Genomic DNA, 20,089 nt, shown 5'->3' with positions numbered 1-20,089 from the left:
AACTCATCACTCCCTGGAATCTCTGAACATGTCTCCTGGTTTCAACTGATATCCCCGGAGGAACGCATCCGCTTCCATGCGTTTTTTGCCTTCCAGCTGCACTTCATGGAGCACGAGTACCTTCTGGCCGCATGCCACCTGGATTCCTCCTTTGTCAGCGGCTATCACAGTTCCAGGTGCTTCCTGTGCCTGTTTTTCCAGAACAGAGCTCTTCCAGACCTTCAATGTTTTTCCATTGATAAAGGTAAAAGCGCTTGGCCATGGATCAAGGCCTCTTACCAGACGCTCCAGTTCTTCCGCATTTTTGCTGAAGTCCAGAAGTCCCATTTTTTTGGAGATCATGGCAGCATATGGTGTCGGACTCTCCTCCGGCTGTTTCTCGCGGGTTGCAGTTCCGTCAAAAATGGACGGTAAAGTCTGTACCAGAAGCTCTGCACCTGCCTGTGCGAGCTTATCAAACAGGCTTCCACCTGTCTCATCTTTGGCAAGCGGAACCACGATCCTGGAAATCATATCACCGGTATCCAGACCGGTTCCCATCTGCATAATGGTAACACCGGATTCTTTTTCACCATCGATCACCGCCTGCTGGATCGGTGCAGCTCCACGATATTTAGGAAGCAGAGACGCATGGATATTGATGCATCCGAATCTCGGCATATCCAGGATGCTCTTTGGAATGATCTGTCCGAATGCCGCAACAATGATGATGTCCGGTGCAAGATTTTTCAGTTCTTCCACAAATTCAGGATCTCTTACCTTCACCGGCTGCAGTACCGGGATCCCATGTTTCAGTGCTTCTTCTTTTACAGGAGTAGGCATCATAGTTTTGCCTCTGCCCTTCGGTTTGTCCGGCTGTGTGATCACAGCCTCCACTTCATATCCGTTCTCTGCCAGTGCTGCAAGAGGCGCCACCGCAAAGTCAGGAGTTCCCATATAAATAATCTTCATAGTATCCCGCCTTTAGTCTTCTTCATCATAAGTTACCTTGTGAAGTTCTCCCTCCACAAGTTCTGTATACATTTTTCCATCCAGATGATCGATCTCATGACAGAACGCTCTTGCCAGAAGGCCCTCTCCCTCGTAGATCTGTTCGTTCATATTTACATCAAGTGCTTTTACCTTCACATAGTTCGGACGTGTTACCTGTCCTGCCATTCCAGGAACGCTCAGGCATCCCTCGTCACCGGTCTGCTCGCCGCTTGTCTCAAGGATCTCCGGATTGATCAGCACGATCGGGCCCTCGCCTACATCAATGACAACGATACGTTTCAGGATTCCTACCTGTGGTGCGGCGAGGCCAACACCCATTGCATCATACATGGTATCCAGCATATCTGTGATCAGTTCCCCGATCCTCGGTGTCATTTTGTCTACTGTCCGGGATTTTTTTGTCAGTACAGAATCCCCCTGTACACGGATTGTTCTAAGTGCCATTTTTCTTCTCCTTTAATTCATATCAAATTGAATGTATATTTTCCGGAATCCGGAATTTATCTCTATATATTTCTCCAGCTTCTCTCTGACTGCTGTGAGAAAACAGATATCCCTGTGCTTCAGATGGATCACCTGACGATAAACATCCTTTACCTTACCTACCGATGCAGCTGCAGGTCCGATCATGTGAAGCTCTTCCTTCGGACTTACCCTGCGGATAAAAACTTCTATATAATACATGGCATTTTTCAGAAGTTCTTCATCCTGGCAGGCGCCAAAAACAGTCATCATATGGGCTGCCGGCGGATAGTCCAGAAGCATCCGATACCCCATTTCTTCTTTATAAAATTTCTCATAATCCTGAATAGCCGCAGCCTGGATACTGTAATGCTCCGGCTGATATGTCTGGATCACCGCCTGCCCCGGGCGGTTCCCTCTGCCGGAACGTCCAACTGCCTGAGTCAGAAGCTGGAATGTACGCTCCCCGCAGTGATAGTCATCCATATTCAGCGAAAGATCTGCTGCGATCACTCCTACCAGGGTCACATTTGGAAAATCATGTCCCTTGACGATCATCTGGGTCCCCACCAGAATATCTGCCTCATGCTTTGCAAAAGAAGCCAGGATCTTCTCATAGCTGTCCTTGGTCCTTGTGGTATCAAAATCCATTCGAAGTACCCTGGCTTTCGGGAATTCTTTTTCAATGACCTTCTCGATCTGCTGGGTTCCTGCCTTAAATCCACCAATGTGCGGTGAACCACAGGACGGACAGATTTCCGGTTTCACAGTCTCATAGCCGCAGTAATGACAGATCAGACGATTGCCATTGTGTTCACTTAGAGATACATCACAGTGGGGACATTTCATAACGTGACCGCAGGCTCTGCAGGAAACAAAGCCCGCATATCCTCTCCGGTTCAGAAACAGCATGGCCTGTTCTCTTCTTTCAAGGACCTGCTCCAGATCCCTCTTCAGCTCCAGACTCAGCACCGAGCGGTTCCCTTTCTTTAATTCTTCCCGAAGATCCACGATCGATACCTGTGGAAGCGGTCTTTCCTCATAACGTGCATTTAACTTTACCAGAAGATATTCTCCGTCACAGGCATGACTGTAGGCTTCCAATGACGGAGTGGCTGATCCCATGACCACACGGGCATGTTCCATCCGCGCCCTCTCAATGGCAGTCTCACGTGCATGGTACCTTGGCGTATTCTCACTTTTGTAGGTGGGTTCATGCTCTTCGTCGATAACGATCAGTCCCAGATCTGAAAACGGTGTGAACAATGCGGATCTGGGTCCTACCATCACCTGGATCTCACCACGTTTTGCTCTTTTGAACTGATCATAACGTTCTCCCTGGGAAAGTCTGGAGTTCAGAACCGAAACCTTATCTCCGAACATGGCATAAAAGCGCCTGACTGTCTGATAAGTAAGCGCGATCTCAGGGATCAGCACGATTGCCTGTTTTCCCTCCTCCAGTACCTTCTGGATCAGGCGCATATAAACCTGGGTCTTTCCGCTTCCGGTCACTCCGAAAAGAAGTGCAGGCCTTGGGTCCGGCTCCTGCCATTCCCGAAAAATCTGCTCTGCCGCCAAGAGCTGTTCCTGGTTCAGACTCAGTTCCATGTTCTCCTTCACCAGGCCGAGCCCCTCGGGAATGCGATACATTTCCTGACTTTCAATAGTTATCAGACCTTTTTTTTCAAAAAAATCAAGAACGGAAATGCCTGCCCCAAGCTCTTTGGAGGCATAGGTATAATCCAGGCTCCCGGCCTCCAGGATTGCCCGAAGGAACCGCTCACGTGCTTTAAAGCGGCTGCCTTCCAGCTTGCCAAGAAGTGCCTGCCCCTCTTCCTTTTTCCCTGTAAAAAGGATCAGTCTTTTCTCTTTTGCACGGACCTTGTCTTTTACAGGCAGAACTGTTTTCAGTGCCTGGATCATGGTGGAGCCATAGGTCTCCTTCATCCAGGCCGCAAGTGCGATCAGCCGGGATTCTGTTGTCTCACTGTCTGTGGACACTCCCCGGATCTCCTTGAGCTTTGACGCATCATATTTTGCCGTTCCGGAGATCCCGGTCACATAGCCTTTCCGAAGGGTATTTCCCTTTCCGAAGGGCACTGTGACCACAACTCCGGGTTTTATTGCCTGCACCAGCTCCTCAGGTACACGATACTGAAAATCCCGGTCCAGCTTTTCATGAGAAATATCAATGATCACATCTGCATAGATCATCCATTTACGCTTTCTGATCTTCTTCCAGGATCTCCCGGATCAGCACGCGCTCATCCATGGGATATTTCTTTCCCTTGATCTCCTGGTAATCCTCATGGCCCTTTCCGGCAAGGACGATGATATCTCCCGGCTCACCATGATGGATCGCATAGGCGATCGCCTCTTTACGATCCGGGATCTCTACATATTTTCCGTCTGTTTTTGCCATTCCGATCTTGATATCATCGATGATGGCCTGTGGATCCTCATCTCGCGGATTATCCGAAGTGATGATTGTCAGATCTGCCATCTTTCCTGAAACCTCACCCATCTCATAACGACGCAGCTTGGAACGGTTTCCGCCACAGCCAAACAGGCATACCAGTCTGTGCGGATCATATTCCTTCAGTGTTCCGAGAAGGCTCTCCAGCGCCATGGCATTATGTGCGTAATCGATCATCAATGTGAATTCGTCAGATACCTTGATCATCTCAATACGGCCTTTGACCCTGGCCACCTTCAGAGCTTTGATGATATTCTCCTCGGATACCTTAAAATGACGGCAGATGGCAATGGCAGTCAGAGAATTGTAAATGCTGAACTTACCTGGAATATCGATCTCCACAGGAAAATCCATAAGTCCCTTAACATGATAGGAAATTCCCAAATAGCCCTTTCTTCCAACGAGTCTGGCGTCCTCTGCACGGAGATCTGCTTTTTCGGAAAATCCATAGGTTTCAAGTTTACAGGTGTGGCCTTCGATAATGCGGTCAAAGTGTTCATCGTCACGATTTACGATACCAACCTTACACTGTCTGAGAAGCATGGATTTGCAGTGCAGATAATCATCAAAGTCCTTGTGCTCATTCGGTCCGATATGATCTGGTTCAATATTTGTGAAAATTCCAAAATCAAACACAAATCCCTGGGTTCTGTGAAGCATCAGTCCCTGTGAGGAAACCTCCATAACGACCGCATCGCAGCCTGCTTCTACCATATCATGAAAATATTTCTGTACCATATAGGATTCCGGTGTCGTGTTGGCTGCCGGGATATGCTTCTCCCCGATAACAGCCTCGATGGTTCCGATCAGACCAACCTTATATCCGGCATTCTCAAGGATCGATTTCACCATATAGGTTGTAGTTGTTTTTCCTTTGGTTCCGGTGATACCGATGGTTTTGAGCTTTTCTGCCGGATGTCCGAACCATGCTGCTGAAATAAAGGCCATGGCGTAACGGGTATCCTCTACCTGGATCACTGTCACATCCTCCGGTGCCTCCACCGCTTCTTCCACGATTAGTGTCTTCGCACCCTTTGCCACAACATCAGGTATAAATTTATGTCCATCCACGACCGCACCTCTGATGCAGATAAAAAGGCTCCCTTCCTCTACTTTGCGGGAATCATATACAACAGAAGAAACCTCCTGCTCTGTATTTCCCTGAAGGCATTTGTATTCAAGATGTTCCAATAAGGATAAAAGATTCATTTTTCTCCTCCATTTTCCCTTTTTCCGTTCTGACGGGCAGCACACCGGAGGCGGGAAATATACTATTTTTGTTTTCTGTACATATCATATAGAATAGCACACCTCCCCCCTGTTTTCAACGTTTCTTTGAGGCACGGCCGCCTTGTAAAATGTCAGCTTGTTACCGTTCACTCCGTTCTCAGTAACATCAGCTTTTCTCATAAATATCCGCATATTTTTTCCGGAGCCAGATACCGCCCATCACAGTCACCAAAGCTGTCACTGCCAGAAGAGTCCACAGATCCGTCCTTGTATCATCTTCTGTCTTCGGATGTGTAGACGCTGCTCTTGCCATCTGTGTCTGACCGGAAGCCGGATCCTGATCATCACTTTGCAGAAAAAGCCTTTCTTCCGGCGTAACGGTTACCTTTCCTTTTACTATGACAGAAGCGGAGGCCTCCATCGATCGCTCTCCAGTTTCCTGGCTTGTGACCGTCACCTGGTTAAAAAGCTTCTGATCCGCTGTTCTTTCCGGGATCTTCACCACGGCCTGAAGAGAAACTGCCTCTCCCGGCGGGATCTGTTGGATCATTGCCTTTGTACGGCTGCTGTTGAGCGTTACACCTTCCTGCTCCAGAAACTGTGCATGGATCCCAGCCGCCTGAAAGCGCTCCGTTCCCACAACCGAATGAAGCGTTTTTTCACCAGTATTCACGATACAGATCTGATAGGTCACAGTCTCACCCGGTGCAGCGGTTTCTTTGTCTGCAGTTTTCTTTACAGAAAGATCCGCCTTCAGTGCCTCCAGACTATTTATAGTGGTGGCGTTCTTCCGGATCACCTCCGCTGCTCTGCCCTTTACCCTGGCCTCTGCTTCCACCTGGTGCTCCAGATCTTTTTCCTGTTCATCCAGAAGCGGCGCCTGTACATAAAAGCTCCTGCTCTCTCCGGCTTTTAATTCCGCAAATTCCGCCACTGCCCCTTCTGTCAGAAGTCCTTCTGCATCTTCCCACATCTGCCGGATCTTAGGACAGGAAAGGCTGCTGGTCAGACGGATATCTGCAAGATCCAGTTTTCCGGTATTAGCGATCTCCACCTGATAACGGATGGTCTGCCCTGCTTTCATTTTTTCATTCTGTGCAGTTACCGACAATTCCATATCAGCCTCTGCAGCCTCCACGTCCAGCATAGGCGAGATCCCCTCTGCGATCACCAGCTCTTCCCCGTTTTCTTCTGTCAGGAGAAAGGTTCCCGCACTGGTACAGTCCTTCTGAAGCGGTTCCTCCTGAGTCACAGGATAACTGCTTTTCTCTGCCGGAAAACGGTATTCCTGACGCAGGATCAGCGGGATCCGGAAAAAGATCTCATCCTGCCCGTCCTGTTCCACGTTCAGCATGATTTTCAGCTTTGTGATCTCTGTAGCTTCACCACTCTGGCTTCTTACAGAAATCTGCTGTGCAGCCATATTTTTCGGGACAGAATCCGTTTCCGGAACAAAATACTCCGAAATATACGTGACCAGCGTCAGTTTTTGAATCTCCTCAGACTCATATTCCTCTTCGTCACCTACATTTTCTTCTCCGGACGCCGTTCCTTTCGGTGTGAGCGGACCCGTTTTCTCCTGCTCTTCATCCTCCGGCTGTACTGTTTCCCCGGATGCCAGCTGCTCCACGTGCTCATATCCTTCCTCCATTTCTATTCCGATTCCTTCCACAACCTTATTCACCGGCAGCTCCTGTTCTGTCTCTTCTTTCTGCCAGCCATCCTCCGTCAGCTCCTGTTCTGTTTCTTCTTCCTTCTGCCAGTCATCCTCTGGCAGCTCCTGTTCTGTTTCTTCCTTCTGCCAGTCATCCTCCGGCAGCTCCTGTTCTGTTTCTTCTTTCTGCCAGTCATCCTCCGGCAGCTCCTGTTCTGTTTCTTCTTCCTGCTCCACCGATGGATCTTCAGTCTCCTGAAGTTCATCGTCCCACTTCTCATTTTTCTCCTTATCCTCCGAAAACCTTCTCCCGGACAGCCATTCATTCAAGCCGCGGATTCGGATTCCAAGCTCCGCCTGTCCGGATTCTCTATCTTTCCAGAACACACTCTGATCGATAAACGGTACCTGTCCCGACAAAAAATCTGCTCCCAGGATCAGCTTCGGTTCTATTGTTCCTCCCAACATGACTCCTGTCAGCACTGTCACAATTCCGACTTTCTTCATCTGTTTCCATATTCTGTTTTTCATGGCTCTTCCTCATTTCTGCCTGATCTGGCATTTCTTATACACATGTTTTTTTTACAGAAACTTACTTTTCCACAGACAAAGGCATCCCTCCCCGGCAAATGGTGCATGATCAGTGTTTTTTCGATAAAATAAAATGGATTTCTGCATCGAAACGATGCGTGAACAGATCCCGCAGAATGCAGGATCAAGACTTTTTCAATGTATCACATTCCCAGACCATGTGCAACCGGATATAAAAATTATAAAGTTTGTTTAAACTTTCTTTATAAATTTTCCATTTCTTTTAGATTAACGACATATTTTAAACATATTTTCTCTATATAATAGGTGTTGGATAGATGAAAAACCACTCTCTATCTCCCCCCTCAAAAAATAGTAAGAAGCAAACCGTCTGACCGAATCAGGCGGTTTGTTGCTGTTCACACTGTTCTCAGTAACACACTTCGAGATGCACAGAATTTATGCTGATCGCGTAAATTCATGCGGTATGCCTCGGGTTTTCTGTGACCTTCGCTCACAAAAAACACCTCGCGGAATATTACCAGTGAACAACAATGACAGTTTTTCCGGTCTTGGAAAACACTCGATTTTCTATTGCATTTCCCACATAGGTCTTTTATAATAAAATATAATACTCGTTACTGGATACAGTAACTGATTTCATTCCAATTTTAAAGAGAAACGAGGTATTTCCTATGAGCGAAAAAACCGTAGTAGTTGCATTAGGCCACCGGGCACTTGGCACCACACTTCCAGAGCAAAAAACAGCTACAAAACTCGCAGCGAAGGTAATCGCAGATCTGGTAGAGGAGGGAACCCGCGTGGTGATCTCCCACAGCAACGGTCCGCAGGTAGGGATGATCCACACCGCAATGAATGAATTCGGTAAGGCACATCCTGATTATACATTTGCACCAATGTCCGTATGTTCCGCCATGAGTCAGGGTTATATCGGCTATGACCTTCAGAACGCCATTCGTGCCGAGCTTATCTCCAGAGGAATCTACAAACCGGTCAGCACAGTTCTGACACAGGTTGTCATCGATCCATACGATGAAGCATTCGCAGAGCCGGAGAAGATCATTGGACGTGTTCTCAACGCAGAAGAGGCCGAGGCTGAAGAAGAAAAAGGAAACTTTGTTACAAAGGTGGGCGAGGGCCAGTACCGACGTATCCTTGCAGCACCGAAGCCACAGAAGATTGTAGAGATCGAAACCGTGAAGGTCCTCTCTGCTGCAGAGCAGATCGTCATTGCTGCAGGCGGCGGCGGAATCCCGGTTCTTGAGCAGGGAACTCAGCTGAATGGTGCCAGTGCCATCATCGAGAAAGACCTGGCAGCAGGACTTCTTGCAGAAGAACTGAACGCTGACACTCTGATGATCCTTACAAGCGTCGAGAAAGTAAGCCTTGACCATAATACGGATCATGAATCTTATCTGGATACTATTTCCACAGAAGATGCCAAGAAATATATTGCCGGCAAACAGTTTGCGGCAGGCTCCATGCTTCCTAAAATCGAAGCAGGTGTTTCCTTTGTGGAGAAGGGAACCGGACGCCGTACCATCATCACAGACATGGCCCATGCAAAAGACGGCTACCGTGAGAAGACCGGAACTATCATTAAATAATCATTTTACGGACTCAGAATACAAAGTGAAATGTGAACCTTCACTTTACATGAAAATATCCCGCAGACGGCTGCTGGTCTTACCGGCAGCTCTGCGGGATATTTTTTATACCGTCTGGCTGTCCGATCACTGTTCCACAGTTGATCGGACAGTCAGCATTTACATAGATTTTCGCTCAGCGATCTCAGCCATCTTCGCCTCATTCAGGCGGGTATCTCCATGGACACGGCTGTAGGAAAGATATCCGTTCATACGGTCGATCTTGGTCAGGTTTCTGGAACCGCAGACAGGGCATATATCCATCTCCAGCTCCTCATGTCCACAATCGTCACAGTATGCAAGAGAAAGGTTCACTCCCTCATAATATCCCAAATCCATGGCTCTGCGGATCAGCGTACGGATAGCTTCTTTGTTGTATCCGATCGGATAACGTACATACTGTATCTTACCGCCATTGCAGAGCTCCCAGAAACGTCCCTCCAGATCCTGTTTCTCGATTGGAGTCACATCCTCTGTTACATGGCAATGAAAGCTGTTGCTCACATACGGTCTGTCAGAAACGCCCTCGATGATTCCATACATCTTACGGAACTGCTCTACCTGAAGGCCACAGAGACTCTCTGCCGGTGTTCCGTAGATCGCATAAAGATAACCGTCTTCCTTCTTGTACTGATTTACCTTGTCATTGATATATTTCAGGACTTCCAGAGCAAACGCCCCATCCTCGGCAATAGATTTGCCATTATAAAGCTCCTGAAGCTCATTTAATGCTGTGATACCGAAGGAAGCTGTCATAGGCTTCAGAATCTTACCGATCTTTTCATTCGGTTTCAGATGTCCGCCGTAGAAACCGCCTTCACAGTATGCAAGCGGGTTGGTGGATGCACGCATCTGTCCCAGATATTCGTAAGTGCGGATATGCAGGTTACGGATCATTTCCAGATAGAAATCCAGAACCTCATAGAAATCTCTGCTCTCTGCTCTGGCCTTGGCAAGGATCATCGGAAGATGAAGACTTACCGCACCAATGTTAAAACGTCCCACAAAAACAGGCGTATCATTCTCATCCGCCGGCTCCATACCGCCACGCTCATACCACGGACTTAAGAAAGCACGGCATCCCATCGGGCTGATGACCTTCTTGTATTTCCTGTACATACTGGAAATGTATCCCGCACCGGACATAGACAGCCAGTCCGGATACATAGTCTTGGAGGAACACTCCACACCAGCCTCAAAAATATCCTCACAACACTTTCCGGGACCATGGATCTCCTTGTCATAAAGGAATACGATTTTCGGGAAAAGTACCGGTTTCTTATGTCCGGCCTTCCCCTGTCCTCCCTGATGGACCTCAAGAAGGGAAATCGTGCACATCTTCTCAAACTGCTCGGTTCCGAGACCAAGTGTCACCGTAACAAACGGATAATCCCCTCTGGAAGAACCGACGGTATTCAGCTTGTACTCAATTCCCTGCCATCCCTGATCATAATCCCTGCGGACCTTATCAAGAGCATATTCAATAGCTCGCTCCTCGCGGCCACTCCAGCTCTCATCCGAGTATTTCATAAATTCGGAAATATATTTATCATAGCTTTTCTTTGCATACGGTGCCAGGATCTTATCAACCTCCGGCACTGTAAAGCCACCATACTGCTGTGCTGCTGTACTGAGAATGATATCCCCCATAACATCAAAGGCTGTATCCAGAGTCTTCGGCTCGTTATACCAGACATTGCCCATCTCAAAACCGCCACTTAAAACAGCTGCCACATCGAACAGACAGCAATTCATGGTATCCAGACGTGCAGACTGGTCATGAATATAAATGTAGCCGTCCTTACATGCCTGAAGCTCATTACGGTTCATAAAAAACTTCCGATAGAGTTCCTTGTTCAGCTCATTAAAGATCAGGCTTCGTTTCGTGGCAACAAGGGCACTGTCTGTATTGGCATTACTTTTATCACCTATATAACGGATTGCCTGACTCTTGGTATATACATCATCCATCATATGGATAAAATCCAGCTTGTAATTCCGATAATCACGGTAGCTCTTGGCAACTGCCGGATTCACACGCTCCAGAGCCCCCTCCACGATGTTGTGCATCTCCTGGATCTCGATCTCATTCTTTCCAAGGGAATCCGCATGCTCCTGGGCAAAACGGCAGATAAAATCCTTCTCCTCGTCTGAAAAAGTATAAAGAATACGCTCTGCGGATTTGTTCACGGCAGCCACGATCTTCTGCGGATTAAACTCCTCTCTTGTCCCATCTTTTTTGATCACATATAACATTGCTCATCCCTCCCTGTGCTATATATAAGCCGCTATGCTAAAATACTATATATAGTACCTATATTCTCTATATATTGTTTTTCATCTATATGTTGTGCTAGGCATGAGTATAACACAGCTGAGAAGAAAAGAAAAGGGATATTTCTGTATACACAAAAATACAGACACTTAGCACTGCCTGATCTCACTGCTGAAATATTCTCACAAATTCGTTCCGATCCAGTCTGCAAGGAAATCCCATAATTTAGGAAACAGCATGGCCAGTGTCACTATGATCCATATGATCCATCCTGCCCCGCTGTTTTTCTGATCTTTTTTCTGCTGTTTTTTCCCCTGATCTAAAACTCCCGTATGATTCCTGCCCACCATTGTTTTGTTCCTGGTATTATCTGCAGCAGCAGTCTTACGTCCGGCTGCTGCACCTGTATTCCGGCTTCCGGCTGAATTCCGATTCAAATCTGTATTGCGGCTTGCATTCGTATTCCGGTTCGCGTTCGTATTCCGGTTCACATTTGTATTCCGGTTTACGTTTGTATTCCGGTTTACGTTTCCGTTATGTTGTGTTGTTTGATCAGCATCCTGTCCATACCGCCGCATCATATCCCTCACTTTGGCGGAAGCATGTTTATAATGTACCTCCCGGGGCTCATTCAGATGATATAACGCCTCATCATTTCTGTAAGGCATCCCACATAATGAACACCTGCCATTTACAACCTTACCCCCACAAACCTGACACCTTTCACCTGCCATAAACTCCCTCCATTCTATCCGTTAAAACGGATATTTATATTTCCATCGTAAACATAAGCATTCTTTTTTCAGTATATCACACCAGGCATTTAATACCCAGTATTTTTCTACGATACCCCAAAAGACTTCCCCTCTCATTATATTGCCACTCCACCCATTTTCTGCTATAATACCCCACAGAGCAATAAGCATAAAAATCATCAGGAGGAGCCGATAATGAATACAATCACGATTCCCGCAACCTATCATGCAGACCTGAACCTCCATGACACACAGATTGCGATCAAAACAGTAAAAGATTTCTTCCAGCAGACACTCTCACAGAAGCTGAACCTTCTCCGAGTATCCGCCCCGACATTTGTAGCCCCGGAATCCGGCCTTAATGACAACCTTAATGGTGTAGAACGCCCGGTAAGTTTTGATATCAAATCTATCGAAGGAAGCAACGCCGAGATCGTACACTCCCTTGCCAAATGGAAACGCTACGCACTGAAAAAATACGGATTTTCTCACGGAGAGGGTCTTTACACAGATATGATAGCAATCCGCCGGGATGAAGATCTGGACAATATCCACTCCGTTTACGTAGACCAGTGGGACTGGGAAAAGATCATCTCCAAAGAAGAGCGTTCCATTGAAATTCTCAAGGAAACCGTACGCACCATTTACAGTGTCCTTCGTAAAACCGAGAAATACATGGCTGTACAATATGACTACATCGAGGAGATCCTTCCAAAGGATATCTTCTTTATCACAACTCAGGAGCTTCTTGACATGTATCCGGACTGCACACCGAAGGAACGTGAATATCGGATCACCCGTGAAAAAGGCGCTGTCTTCCTTATGAAGGTCGGCAAAACCCTCAACAACGGCGAACGCCACGACGGACGTGCCCCGGACTATGATGACTGGGAACTGAACGGTGATATCCTCGTGTACTATCCGGTACTTGACATTGCCCTTGAGCTTTCATCAATGGGAATCCGTGTTGACGAGGACGCACTTGACCGCCAGCTCACCGAAGCAGGCTGTGATGACCGAAGAGAACTTCCATTCCAGAAAGCTATCCTGAACAAAGAGCTTCCGTACACCATCGGCGGTGGTATCGGACAGTCCAGGATCTGTATGTTCTTCCTTCGTAAAGCACACATAGGAGAAGTACATGTCTCTCTCTGGCCGAAGGAGATCACAGATGTTGCAGAGACACACGGACTTCAGCTTCTCTAAAAACAGCTTACAGATTTATTTATAATTTTTGCGGAAATGAGGTAATAACGTGAACATTCTGTTTTTTCTGATTCCCAAAAGCGAAGTAGCCTACATCTTTGAGGATGAAACTCTTCGCCAGACCCTCGAAAAAATGGAGCACCGCAAGTACTCCTGCATTCCTATCCTCACCATGGACGGCAAATATCTCGGCACTATCTCAGAGGGAGATCTCCTCTGGGGCATGCGCCGTGCAGATATTCACGACATCAAGGAAACAGAGGGAATCCCGATCATGGCGATCCCACGCCGTGCCACCTATAAACCAGTCCATGCTAATTCTAATATGGAAGACCTCCTGGATCGCGCCATTAATCAGAACTTCGTGCCGGTGGTAGATGACCAGGGCTCCTTCATCGGGATCATAACCAGAAAATCTATCATCAAATACTGTTACAACGAAATAAAAACCGCACAGAAAACTGCCGGTGAAGAAATCCACTGAGCAGCAAAAAAAGGATGGCCCTCCGTTCCTGCACAGGCAGGAATCGGAAGCCATCCTTTTTTGATCCGGCAGTTGTATTCCGGATTTTTATTTAATTTTTTCGCGAATCATACTCAGTGCATCTTCATCTGCCACAACCGTAAGATCCGGGTGAAGCTGCAGGATAGATGCCGGAACCTTCGGTGTGATCGGTCCGTACAGGGAATTATACAGAGCTTCTGCCTTGGATGTTCCCGTTGCCACAAGAAGGATCTTTTTTGCAGCCATGATATTCCTGATTCCCATAGTGTAGGCCTGTTTCGGGACCTCAGCCATGCTTTCAAAAAACCTTGAATTGGCTCTAATGGTACTTTCTGTCAGATCCACACAATGCGTTTCTTTTTCAAAGGCATCTCCCGGCTCATTGAAGCCGATGTGTCCGTTCCCGCCGATACCGAGCAGTTGCATGTCCACGCCTCCGGTTTGCCGGATGATTTCGTTATACTGTGCACATGCCTTATCGCTGTCCTCTTCCAGTCCGTCAGGCACAAAGGTCCGTGCTTTGTCAATATTTACATGGTCAAAGAGATTATGATCCATAAAATAGCGATAGCTCTGGTCATTATCGCCGGAAAGCCCCTTGTACTCATCCAAATTCACACTTGTCACCCTGGAAAAATCCAGATCACCTTTTTTGTACCATTCTACCAGCTGTGTATACATGCCCACCGGTGTGGAGCCCGTGGCAAGCCCGAGAACCGCATCCGGTTTCATGATAATTTGTGCAGACATGATATTAGCTGCTTTTCTGCTTACATCCTGATAATCTTTCCCTGTATAAATAATCATAGTTTTTTCCTCAGCTCTTATTCTGCGATTAATTTATCCAGAAGATCTTTGGCCATACGGATATCTTTTTTCTGTTCCTCACCGGAAATCTCACGTTCAATGGTAATATCTCCCTGATAACCAATCTCTTTCAACTTCGCAATAAATGCGGGATAATTTACTTTTCCCTGACCAAGAGGAACTTCGTCACCCAGATGATGTCCGTCCGTGGGATATTTTCCGTCTTTTCCGTGAATTCCCATAACATACTCACCAAAAACCTCCAGAGCATCTACCGGATTTGCCTTTCCGTACATGATCAGGTTTGCAGGATCAAGGTTAATTCCCACATTTCCTTTTCCGACCGCTTTCTCAATATCCTGGATCGCACGCTTTAATGTTACCGGAGTTTCCTGTCCTGTTTCGAACAGGAAGTTCTGACCGTTTTCCTTGCATTTTTCCACAATAGCCTTACATGCAACCAATACTTCCTCGTATTTCGGATCGTATGGATTTTCCGGCATATAGCCAACGTGTGTTGCTAGGTCTGTCACATGGATCTTTTTCGCAAAGTCAGAACCTTCCATAAGCATCTTCAGTCTCTCAACTCTGTAATCAGACGGAATCAGGCCAAGCGTCAGCTGTCCTTCATAAAAATCCCAGACTCTGCGACCTTCCCATCCGCACCAGAATGCGGTTACATGGATTCCGTATTTCTCCAGTCCTTTATTGATAGCCTCTGCCATGGCATCATCGTGAAGTGTTGGACGATCCCAGCATACCAGCTGGCAGCTGTCCACACCCATTTCCTTCAACTCAGCAAATTTTGCATCAATATCTGTATTGCTTGTAAATTCGATCAAAACTCCAACTTTCATAGGTTCTGTTCTCCTTCCAGTATTATCTCATATTATACTACTTATACCACCAAGATCAGCCTTTTACTGCGCCGGCAGTAATACCACCTACAATATGCTTCTGCATCACAACAAAGAAGATAAGACTCGGTATCATAGACATTACGATTCCAGGAAGCGCATGCTCCCAGTCTGCTGTCTGTGCTGAAAACTGCATGTACAGTGCATTCTGGATATTCATTGCCACTGTGTTTCCGCCAACAATCAGCTGGTTGGTGATGATATCATTCCAGGTTGCCAGTGCATCCAAAACAACGACCGTAGTAAGGATCGGTTTCAGAAGCGGAAGTACAATGCTGAAATAGGTACGGATCTTACCTGCACCGTCAATACATGCACACTCTTCCAGATCGATAGGCACATTTTTTACAAATCCATGGATCATGTATACAGCCAACGGCATACACAATCCTACACTTACCAGAATATATCCGGTTCTTGTCCCTGTCAGCTTCACATTCGAAACCAGTCTTGTCAAAGTGATCATATAAGACTGGAACGGAACCATCATTGGCATGATGATCAGAACAAAGCATACTTTGCTAAGTCTGTTTTTTGTTCTTGCAAGCTTATAGGCTGCCATCGGCGCAATGAGCACCACCAGGATGACCGTACAGAATGTATAAAGCAATGTGTTAAAGATCAGAGACGGGAACCCGAATTTTGTCCAGGTCTCAATGTACATCTTCAGGCTCCAGGATTTGGGCAGAGCCAGGAAATCCTGCAGCATATCATTGTAGGGTTTAAACGAGTTTATAAAGATCAATACCAGCGGCATCAGCCAGAATATCGCACATACAAAAATAATAATCGTCAGTGCATTCACCTGCCGCAGGTTCTTTGGTTTCTTCTTCATTATGCCTCAACCTCCTTACTCTTGGTAATCTTCATCTGAATTGCTGTAATGATCAGAACAAACACTACAAATACAAGAGATTTGGCAGTAGCAAGACCATATTTGCTGTTAACAAAAGCTTCCTTATAAATGTTATATGCAACGGAAACAGTTGAATTCGCAGGTCCGCCCTTTGTAAATACCATGATAATATCGAATAATTTAAACGCAAATGTCATTGATGTCAGCATACAGATCGAGATTGCAGGCATGATCATCGGAATTGTGATCTTGCGGAATACCTGAAAAGATGTTGCTCCGTCGATTCTTGCCGCTTCCAGAAGTTCCCCCGGAACTGCAATGATTCCTGCGATATAATTGACCATGTAAAAACCAAGATTCTGCCATACTGCCATGACAACAACTACATAAAAAGCAAGCTTCGGTGTTCCAAGCCAGCTCCAGTTAAAGAATTCCCATCCTGTAACACTGTAAAGAGCCTCAAAGCCAGGTCCCAGGATAAATTTCCAGATCAGACTGATCGCTGTCAGACTGATAATGTAAGGAATATAATAAAAAGCACGTCCAAGACTGTTCACTTTGTTCTCACGTGCCATTACGATAGCAACTGTGAGAGAAACGATATTTACGATAACAACATAAAATACTGCAAATTTAAGAGTAAATCTGACACCTTTCCAAAAAAGCGGGTCAGCAGTAAAAATTTTCACATAGTTGGCAAGTCCTACAAATTCCATGTTCTTGCCGATTCCATTCCAATTAAATACCGAATAGTACAGATTCATTACAAATGGAATATCTGTGGCAAACAGTACAAAAGCAACTGCCGGAAAGACAAACAATGCAAAAATTGCCAGATCCTTTGTTTTTTTGTTTTTCAATCCTATCCCCTCCAGAAATTCAATTTTTCTTTGGTTTATATTGGGGAAACAGGCAAACCTGCTGCCTGTCTCCCTCTTTTGTCAGTTACATTCCGTCAGCCCAAAATCAACAAATCTGTTTCTCTTCGGCTCCTGGAGTTCCTTGTTATTCTGCAGATGTCCAGAAATCCTGGAAAAGCTGTGTTACTTCATCTGCGCTCATATCTCCAAGCATGTAGGACTGGAGATACGGACCACACTCATCTGCGTAGCTGCCAGGAGCAATTGTGTGGATCCAGCCGTTTGTCTTTCCAGCATCGATATAGGTCTTAGCATCATTTGCAAGAGCGCCGGTTACTTTCATATCAGACTTTGCACCAGGAACAGCGCCTACACCTTCTGCCATCCATTTCTGGCCTTCTTCGGAGGTAAGGATAAACTCACAATACTCTTTTGCAAGATCCAGATTCTTGGAATCTTTGTTTACAATATAAGTCCAGTTACAGGAGGATAATACAGTTGCATCATCTTCACCGGAGCCTACCGGGAATGGAAGGAATGCAAGATTTGCATCCGGATTAAAGGAATCCAGTGTAGACTGGCACCAGTCACCCATATGGATCATAGCTGCTTCGCCGTTTGCAAGCATATTCTCTGATGTCTCCCAGTCAACCTCAAGCGGCTTATCCGGACCATACTCTACAGCAAGATCAAGAAACTTGTAAAGGTTCTCCCAGTTAGGCATATCTGCAAATGATGTCTCTCCGGATTTGATCGCATCTACTGTCTCAGCAGCTGTTTTGTCTTTGTCGATCATGAAATGTGTTGCAACCTGTCCTAATACCCATGTTTCCTTTGAAGCAAGCGCAAACGGAGTGATGCCTGCATCCTTCAGCTTCTTGCATGCCTCTTCCAGCTCATCCATGTTTGTCGGAAGCTTGTCGATACCAGCTTTCTCAAAGCAGTCTTTGTTGTAGATCAGACCCATGTTCTCATAGGTCCATGGAAGAGATTTTACATTTCCCTCATCATCTTTTCCAAGGTTTACAGCGTCCTCATTGAATTTGTCCAGAACCTCTGTATCATTGCTCCAGTCATAAGCGTAATCATAGTACATTTTCGCTTTTGTTCCGGCCTCAGCATCAAATACATCCGGTGTATCTCCGGAGTTTACTCTGGACTGAAGCAGTGTGTCATAATCGTTAGCTGCATGCTGTACGTCAACAGTCACACCCGGATGTGATTCCTCGAAGGCTTTTACCATCTCGTCATACTCATCCAGACCATAAGCATGTGCATCAAATACATTCAGTGTTACATTTTCCTCAGCATGTGCAGTTACCCCTCCTGCGACTACCATTGATGAGATCATTGCTGCTGATAACAGAATAGAAATCACTCTTTTTTTCATTTGCATATCCTCCTTTTGAATAGCTTTTTTATTTTTCTCACTGCCTTCAGTGAAAATTTCATTATTTGCTCTCGTGTGCGTCTACGTACTCTTTTGCCGCATTCCACTCTTTAATTCCAAGCTGTACGGATCTTACTCCTTCGATCAGAGGAGCAACCTCTACAGGTTTATCTTCTCTGACGCATTCCTGGAAATATTTGATTTCTGTATAATATGGTCCCAGATTGGAAACATTGATCCCCGCCACATCACTTTCGCCTTCATATTCAGCTTTAAGTTCCGGCGTCTCCACAGTTCCGTCTTTCTTATATACTGTCAGGCTCGGTGACTGGGCACCGTTAAATTCTATCGTAGCATCCTCAAAATGTGCACGGAACGCTGCATGGAACTTCATTGCCGGTGACTCATCCCAGATACCTTCTGCTACAGCAAAAACATCTCCGAATTCATACTCCGTGATGATATGATTGATCATACCACTTTCAAATCTGCTGGCATTTACCTGGAAGCTGTCCGGCTCCCCCAACATATAACGCAGGAAATCAAGATCATGCACGTGAAGATCCAGCACAACAGAACCACTCTTTTCTTCTTTATGGAACCAGTCCTCAAATCCCCATTTCACATCTCCGCTGATGCGTTCCATAGTAATAGATTTCAGCTTTCCGAATTTTTCTGTGTCGTAAGCTTCCTTCAGATATTTATATTCCTCAAAGGAACGTACTACCTGGCCTACCATAACCTTCTTCCCGGATCTTTTTTCTGCTTCAAGAAGCATCTGGCAATCCTCTTCAGTCAGACATACCGGTTTTTCAACCAGTACATTCATTCCCTTTTCCAGCGCCTTCACTGCATGTTCTGCATGCAGATAGCTTGGAAGACAGATATGTACAATATCCAGCTGTTCCTTTTCAAGCAGTTCCATTCCGTATTCATACGTGGCAGCTTCCGGAAAGTATGATGCCGCCTTGTCCAGAAATTCTTTTCTGCAGTCAGACAGGGCAACTACCTCAACATCATCCTCTTTTTCTGATAAGACTTTCAGGGATAAGTAATGAGTCGTTCCCATTCCGCCGCATCCAATCACGCCTATTCTCATCTCTCTACCTCTCTTTATTTGTCCAGTGACCTAACTAATATTCCAAAAAATAAAAGCTTTCTGCAGAAACATCTGTGTTTTTTGCTGTAAGCTCTCTTTTTTGCCGTTCTTAGCTTGGATTTAGGATAGCACCCTTTGCCGTATCTGTCAACATTCTTTCCTGCTTTTTCGCCATTTAATGTGCATTTCTTGTATAATTAACAATATTTCTTGGTTTATTTGTGCATTTTTTACATATAAAGTCAATTAATCCTTTCGCCGTACTATTTATTCCAGTTCTTCTGCAAATCCTCGATGAAAATATCTGTGTTATATTGTATTTTCTTTGTAATTGTCAGTTTCCTTTATCTTTCCTTTCATGATAATCACTATTTTCTTTGTACAGCCACATGTTGATTATTTTCTG

Annotated in this window: 16 protein-coding genes; 3 read left to right on the top strand and 13 right to left on the bottom strand. The window is 45.9% G+C overall.

What is annotated here, in order from left to right; translation table 11 throughout:
• Positions 1-6: 6 nt before the first annotated feature.
• The 5 genes from fmt to DWX61_RS01375 all read right to left on the bottom strand — a co-directional run bounded on the left by fmt (position 7) and on the right by DWX61_RS01375 (position 7,346).
• The gene (gene fmt / locus DWX61_RS01395; protein ID WP_118623414.1) at positions 7-951 is read right to left on the bottom strand and encodes a methionyl-tRNA formyltransferase; all 945 of its coding nucleotides are present in this window, start codon (positions 949-951) and stop codon (positions 7-9) included.
• 12 nt (positions 952-963) lie between these two features.
• Positions 964-1,437, bottom strand: coding sequence for a peptide deformylase (def, locus tag DWX61_RS01390; protein ID WP_021651614.1), 474 nt, complete (start codon positions 1,435-1,437; stop codon positions 964-966).
• A 12-nt stretch (positions 1,438-1,449) separates the two neighbouring features.
• On the bottom strand, positions 1,450-3,669 hold the full coding sequence (gene priA, locus DWX61_RS01385) for a replication restart helicase PriA (protein ID WP_118623412.1): 2,220 nt from the start codon (positions 3,667-3,669) through the stop codon (positions 1,450-1,452).
• A gap of 4 nt (positions 3,670-3,673) precedes the next feature.
• A complete protein-coding gene (locus DWX61_RS01380) occupies positions 3,674-5,140 on the bottom strand; it encodes a UDP-N-acetylmuramoyl-L-alanyl-D-glutamate--2,6-diaminopimelate ligase (protein WP_118623410.1) in 1,467 nt (488 codons plus the stop codon).
• Between the two features lie 187 nt (positions 5,141-5,327).
• Positions 5,328-7,346 carry a CLIPPER-2 domain-containing protein gene (locus DWX61_RS01375; RefSeq protein ID WP_118623408.1) on the bottom strand — a complete coding sequence of 673 codons (2,019 nt, stop codon included), beginning with the start codon at positions 7,344-7,346 and terminating at the stop codon, positions 5,328-5,330.
• Positions 7,347-8,041: 695 nt separating this feature from the next.
• Between DWX61_RS01375 and arcC the strand changes: the two genes are divergently transcribed.
• Entirely contained in the window at positions 8,042-8,974 is a 933-nt protein-coding gene (arcC, locus tag DWX61_RS01370; RefSeq protein ID WP_015526125.1) for a carbamate kinase, read from the top strand.
• Between the two features lie 159 nt (positions 8,975-9,133).
• Here arcC and nrdD read toward each other — a convergent pair whose 3' ends face one another.
• Both nrdD and DWX61_RS01360 read right to left on the bottom strand, forming a co-directional pair.
• On the bottom strand, positions 9,134-11,269 hold the full coding sequence (gene nrdD / locus DWX61_RS01365) for an anaerobic ribonucleoside-triphosphate reductase (RefSeq protein ID WP_118623406.1): 2,136 nt from the start codon (positions 11,267-11,269) through the stop codon (positions 9,134-9,136).
• Positions 11,270-11,470: 201 nt separating this feature from the next.
• Positions 11,471-12,022: a hypothetical protein gene (locus DWX61_RS01360; RefSeq protein ID WP_118623404.1), complete on the bottom strand. Its 552-nt coding sequence runs from the start codon at positions 12,020-12,022 to the stop codon at positions 11,471-11,473.
• Between the two features lie 216 nt (positions 12,023-12,238).
• Here DWX61_RS01360 and asnA point away from each other — a divergent pair, with 216 nt between their 5' ends.
• The gene (asnA, locus tag DWX61_RS01350) at positions 12,239-13,249 is read left to right on the top strand and encodes an aspartate--ammonia ligase (RefSeq protein WP_118623400.1); all 1,011 of its coding nucleotides are present in this window, start codon (positions 12,239-12,241) and stop codon (positions 13,247-13,249) included.
• A gap of 49 nt (positions 13,250-13,298) precedes the next feature.
• Entirely contained in the window at positions 13,299-13,733 is a 435-nt protein-coding gene (locus DWX61_RS01345; protein ID WP_118623398.1) for a CBS domain-containing protein, read from the top strand.
• Positions 13,734-13,820: 87 nt separating this feature from the next.
• Here the strand turns inward: DWX61_RS01345 and nagB are convergent, their stop codons facing one another.
• From nagB to DWX61_RS01315, 6 genes are all read right to left on the bottom strand, one after another.
• Positions 13,821-14,561, bottom strand: coding sequence for a glucosamine-6-phosphate deaminase (gene nagB, locus DWX61_RS01340; protein WP_118512570.1), 741 nt, complete (start codon positions 14,559-14,561; stop codon positions 13,821-13,823).
• 17 nt (positions 14,562-14,578) lie between these two features.
• Positions 14,579-15,418 carry a sugar phosphate isomerase/epimerase family protein gene (locus DWX61_RS01335; protein WP_118512571.1) on the bottom strand — a complete coding sequence of 280 codons (840 nt, stop codon included), beginning with the start codon at positions 15,416-15,418 and terminating at the stop codon, positions 14,579-14,581.
• 55 nt (positions 15,419-15,473) lie between these two features.
• On the bottom strand, positions 15,474-16,313 hold the full coding sequence (locus tag DWX61_RS01330) for a carbohydrate ABC transporter permease (RefSeq protein ID WP_118512572.1): 840 nt from the start codon (positions 16,311-16,313) through the stop codon (positions 15,474-15,476).
• Entirely contained in the window at positions 16,313-17,194 is an 882-nt protein-coding gene (locus DWX61_RS01325; RefSeq protein WP_173739739.1) for a carbohydrate ABC transporter permease, read from the bottom strand. The genes DWX61_RS01330 and DWX61_RS01325 overlap by 1 nt, the downstream gene beginning before the upstream one ends.
• A 145-nt stretch (positions 17,195-17,339) precedes the next feature.
• Positions 17,340-18,584, bottom strand: coding sequence for an ABC transporter substrate-binding protein (locus tag DWX61_RS01320; RefSeq protein WP_227752237.1), 1,245 nt, complete (start codon positions 18,582-18,584; stop codon positions 17,340-17,342).
• Between the two features lie 61 nt (positions 18,585-18,645).
• On the bottom strand, positions 18,646-19,683 hold the full coding sequence (locus DWX61_RS01315) for a Gfo/Idh/MocA family protein (protein ID WP_118512575.1): 1,038 nt from the start codon (positions 19,681-19,683) through the stop codon (positions 18,646-18,648).
• Positions 19,684-20,089: the final 406 nt, after the last annotated feature.

Source organism: Ruminococcus sp. AF20-12LB (assembly GCF_003478985.1).
Taxonomy (GTDB): Bacteria; Bacillota; Clostridia; order Lachnospirales; family Lachnospiraceae; genus Blautia_A.
The sequence above is the reverse complement of the archived record's forward strand: the minus strand, read 5'-3'. Positions and strand labels throughout refer to the sequence as shown.

Bases quoted from the DNA above. Each gene is read 5' to 3' on its own strand.
- nagB (WP_118512570.1), bottom strand. From the start codon at position 14,561: ATGATTATTTATACAGGGAAAGATTATCAGGATGTAAGCAGAAAAGCA.
- arcC (WP_015526125.1), top strand. From the start codon at position 8,042: ATGAGCGAAAAAACCGTAGTAGTTGCATTAGGCCACCGGGCACTTGGC.
- DWX61_RS01380 (WP_118623410.1), bottom strand. From the start codon at position 5,140: ATGAATCTTTTATCCTTATTGGAACATCTTGAATACAAATGCCTTCAG.
- asnA (WP_118623400.1), top strand. From the start codon at position 12,239: ATGAATACAATCACGATTCCCGCAACCTATCATGCAGACCTGAACCTC.
- DWX61_RS01320 (WP_227752237.1), bottom strand. From the start codon at position 18,584: ATGAAAAAAAGAGTGATTTCTATTCTGTTATCAGCAGCAATGATCTCA.
- DWX61_RS01360 (WP_118623404.1), bottom strand. From the start codon at position 12,022: ATGGCAGGTGAAAGGTGTCAGGTTTGTGGGGGTAAGGTTGTAAATGGC.
- DWX61_RS01330 (WP_118512572.1), bottom strand. From the start codon at position 16,313: ATGAAGAAGAAACCAAAGAACCTGCGGCAGGTGAATGCACTGACGATT.
- DWX61_RS01335 (WP_118512571.1), bottom strand. From the start codon at position 15,418: ATGAAAGTTGGAGTTTTGATCGAATTTACAAGCAATACAGATATTGAT.
- def (WP_021651614.1), bottom strand. From the start codon at position 1,437: ATGGCACTTAGAACAATCCGTGTACAGGGGGATTCTGTACTGACAAAA.
- nrdD (WP_118623406.1), bottom strand. From the start codon at position 11,269: ATGTTATATGTGATCAAAAAAGATGGGACAAGAGAGGAGTTTAATCCG.
- fmt (WP_118623414.1), bottom strand. From the start codon at position 951: ATGAAGATTATTTATATGGGAACTCCTGACTTTGCGGTGGCGCCTCTT.
- DWX61_RS01315 (WP_118512575.1), bottom strand. From the start codon at position 19,683: ATGAGAATAGGCGTGATTGGATGCGGCGGAATGGGAACGACTCATTAC.
- DWX61_RS01375 (WP_118623408.1), bottom strand. From the start codon at position 7,346: ATGAAAAACAGAATATGGAAACAGATGAAGAAAGTCGGAATTGTGACA.
- priA (WP_118623412.1), bottom strand. From the start codon at position 3,669: ATGATCTATGCAGATGTGATCATTGATATTTCTCATGAAAAGCTGGAC.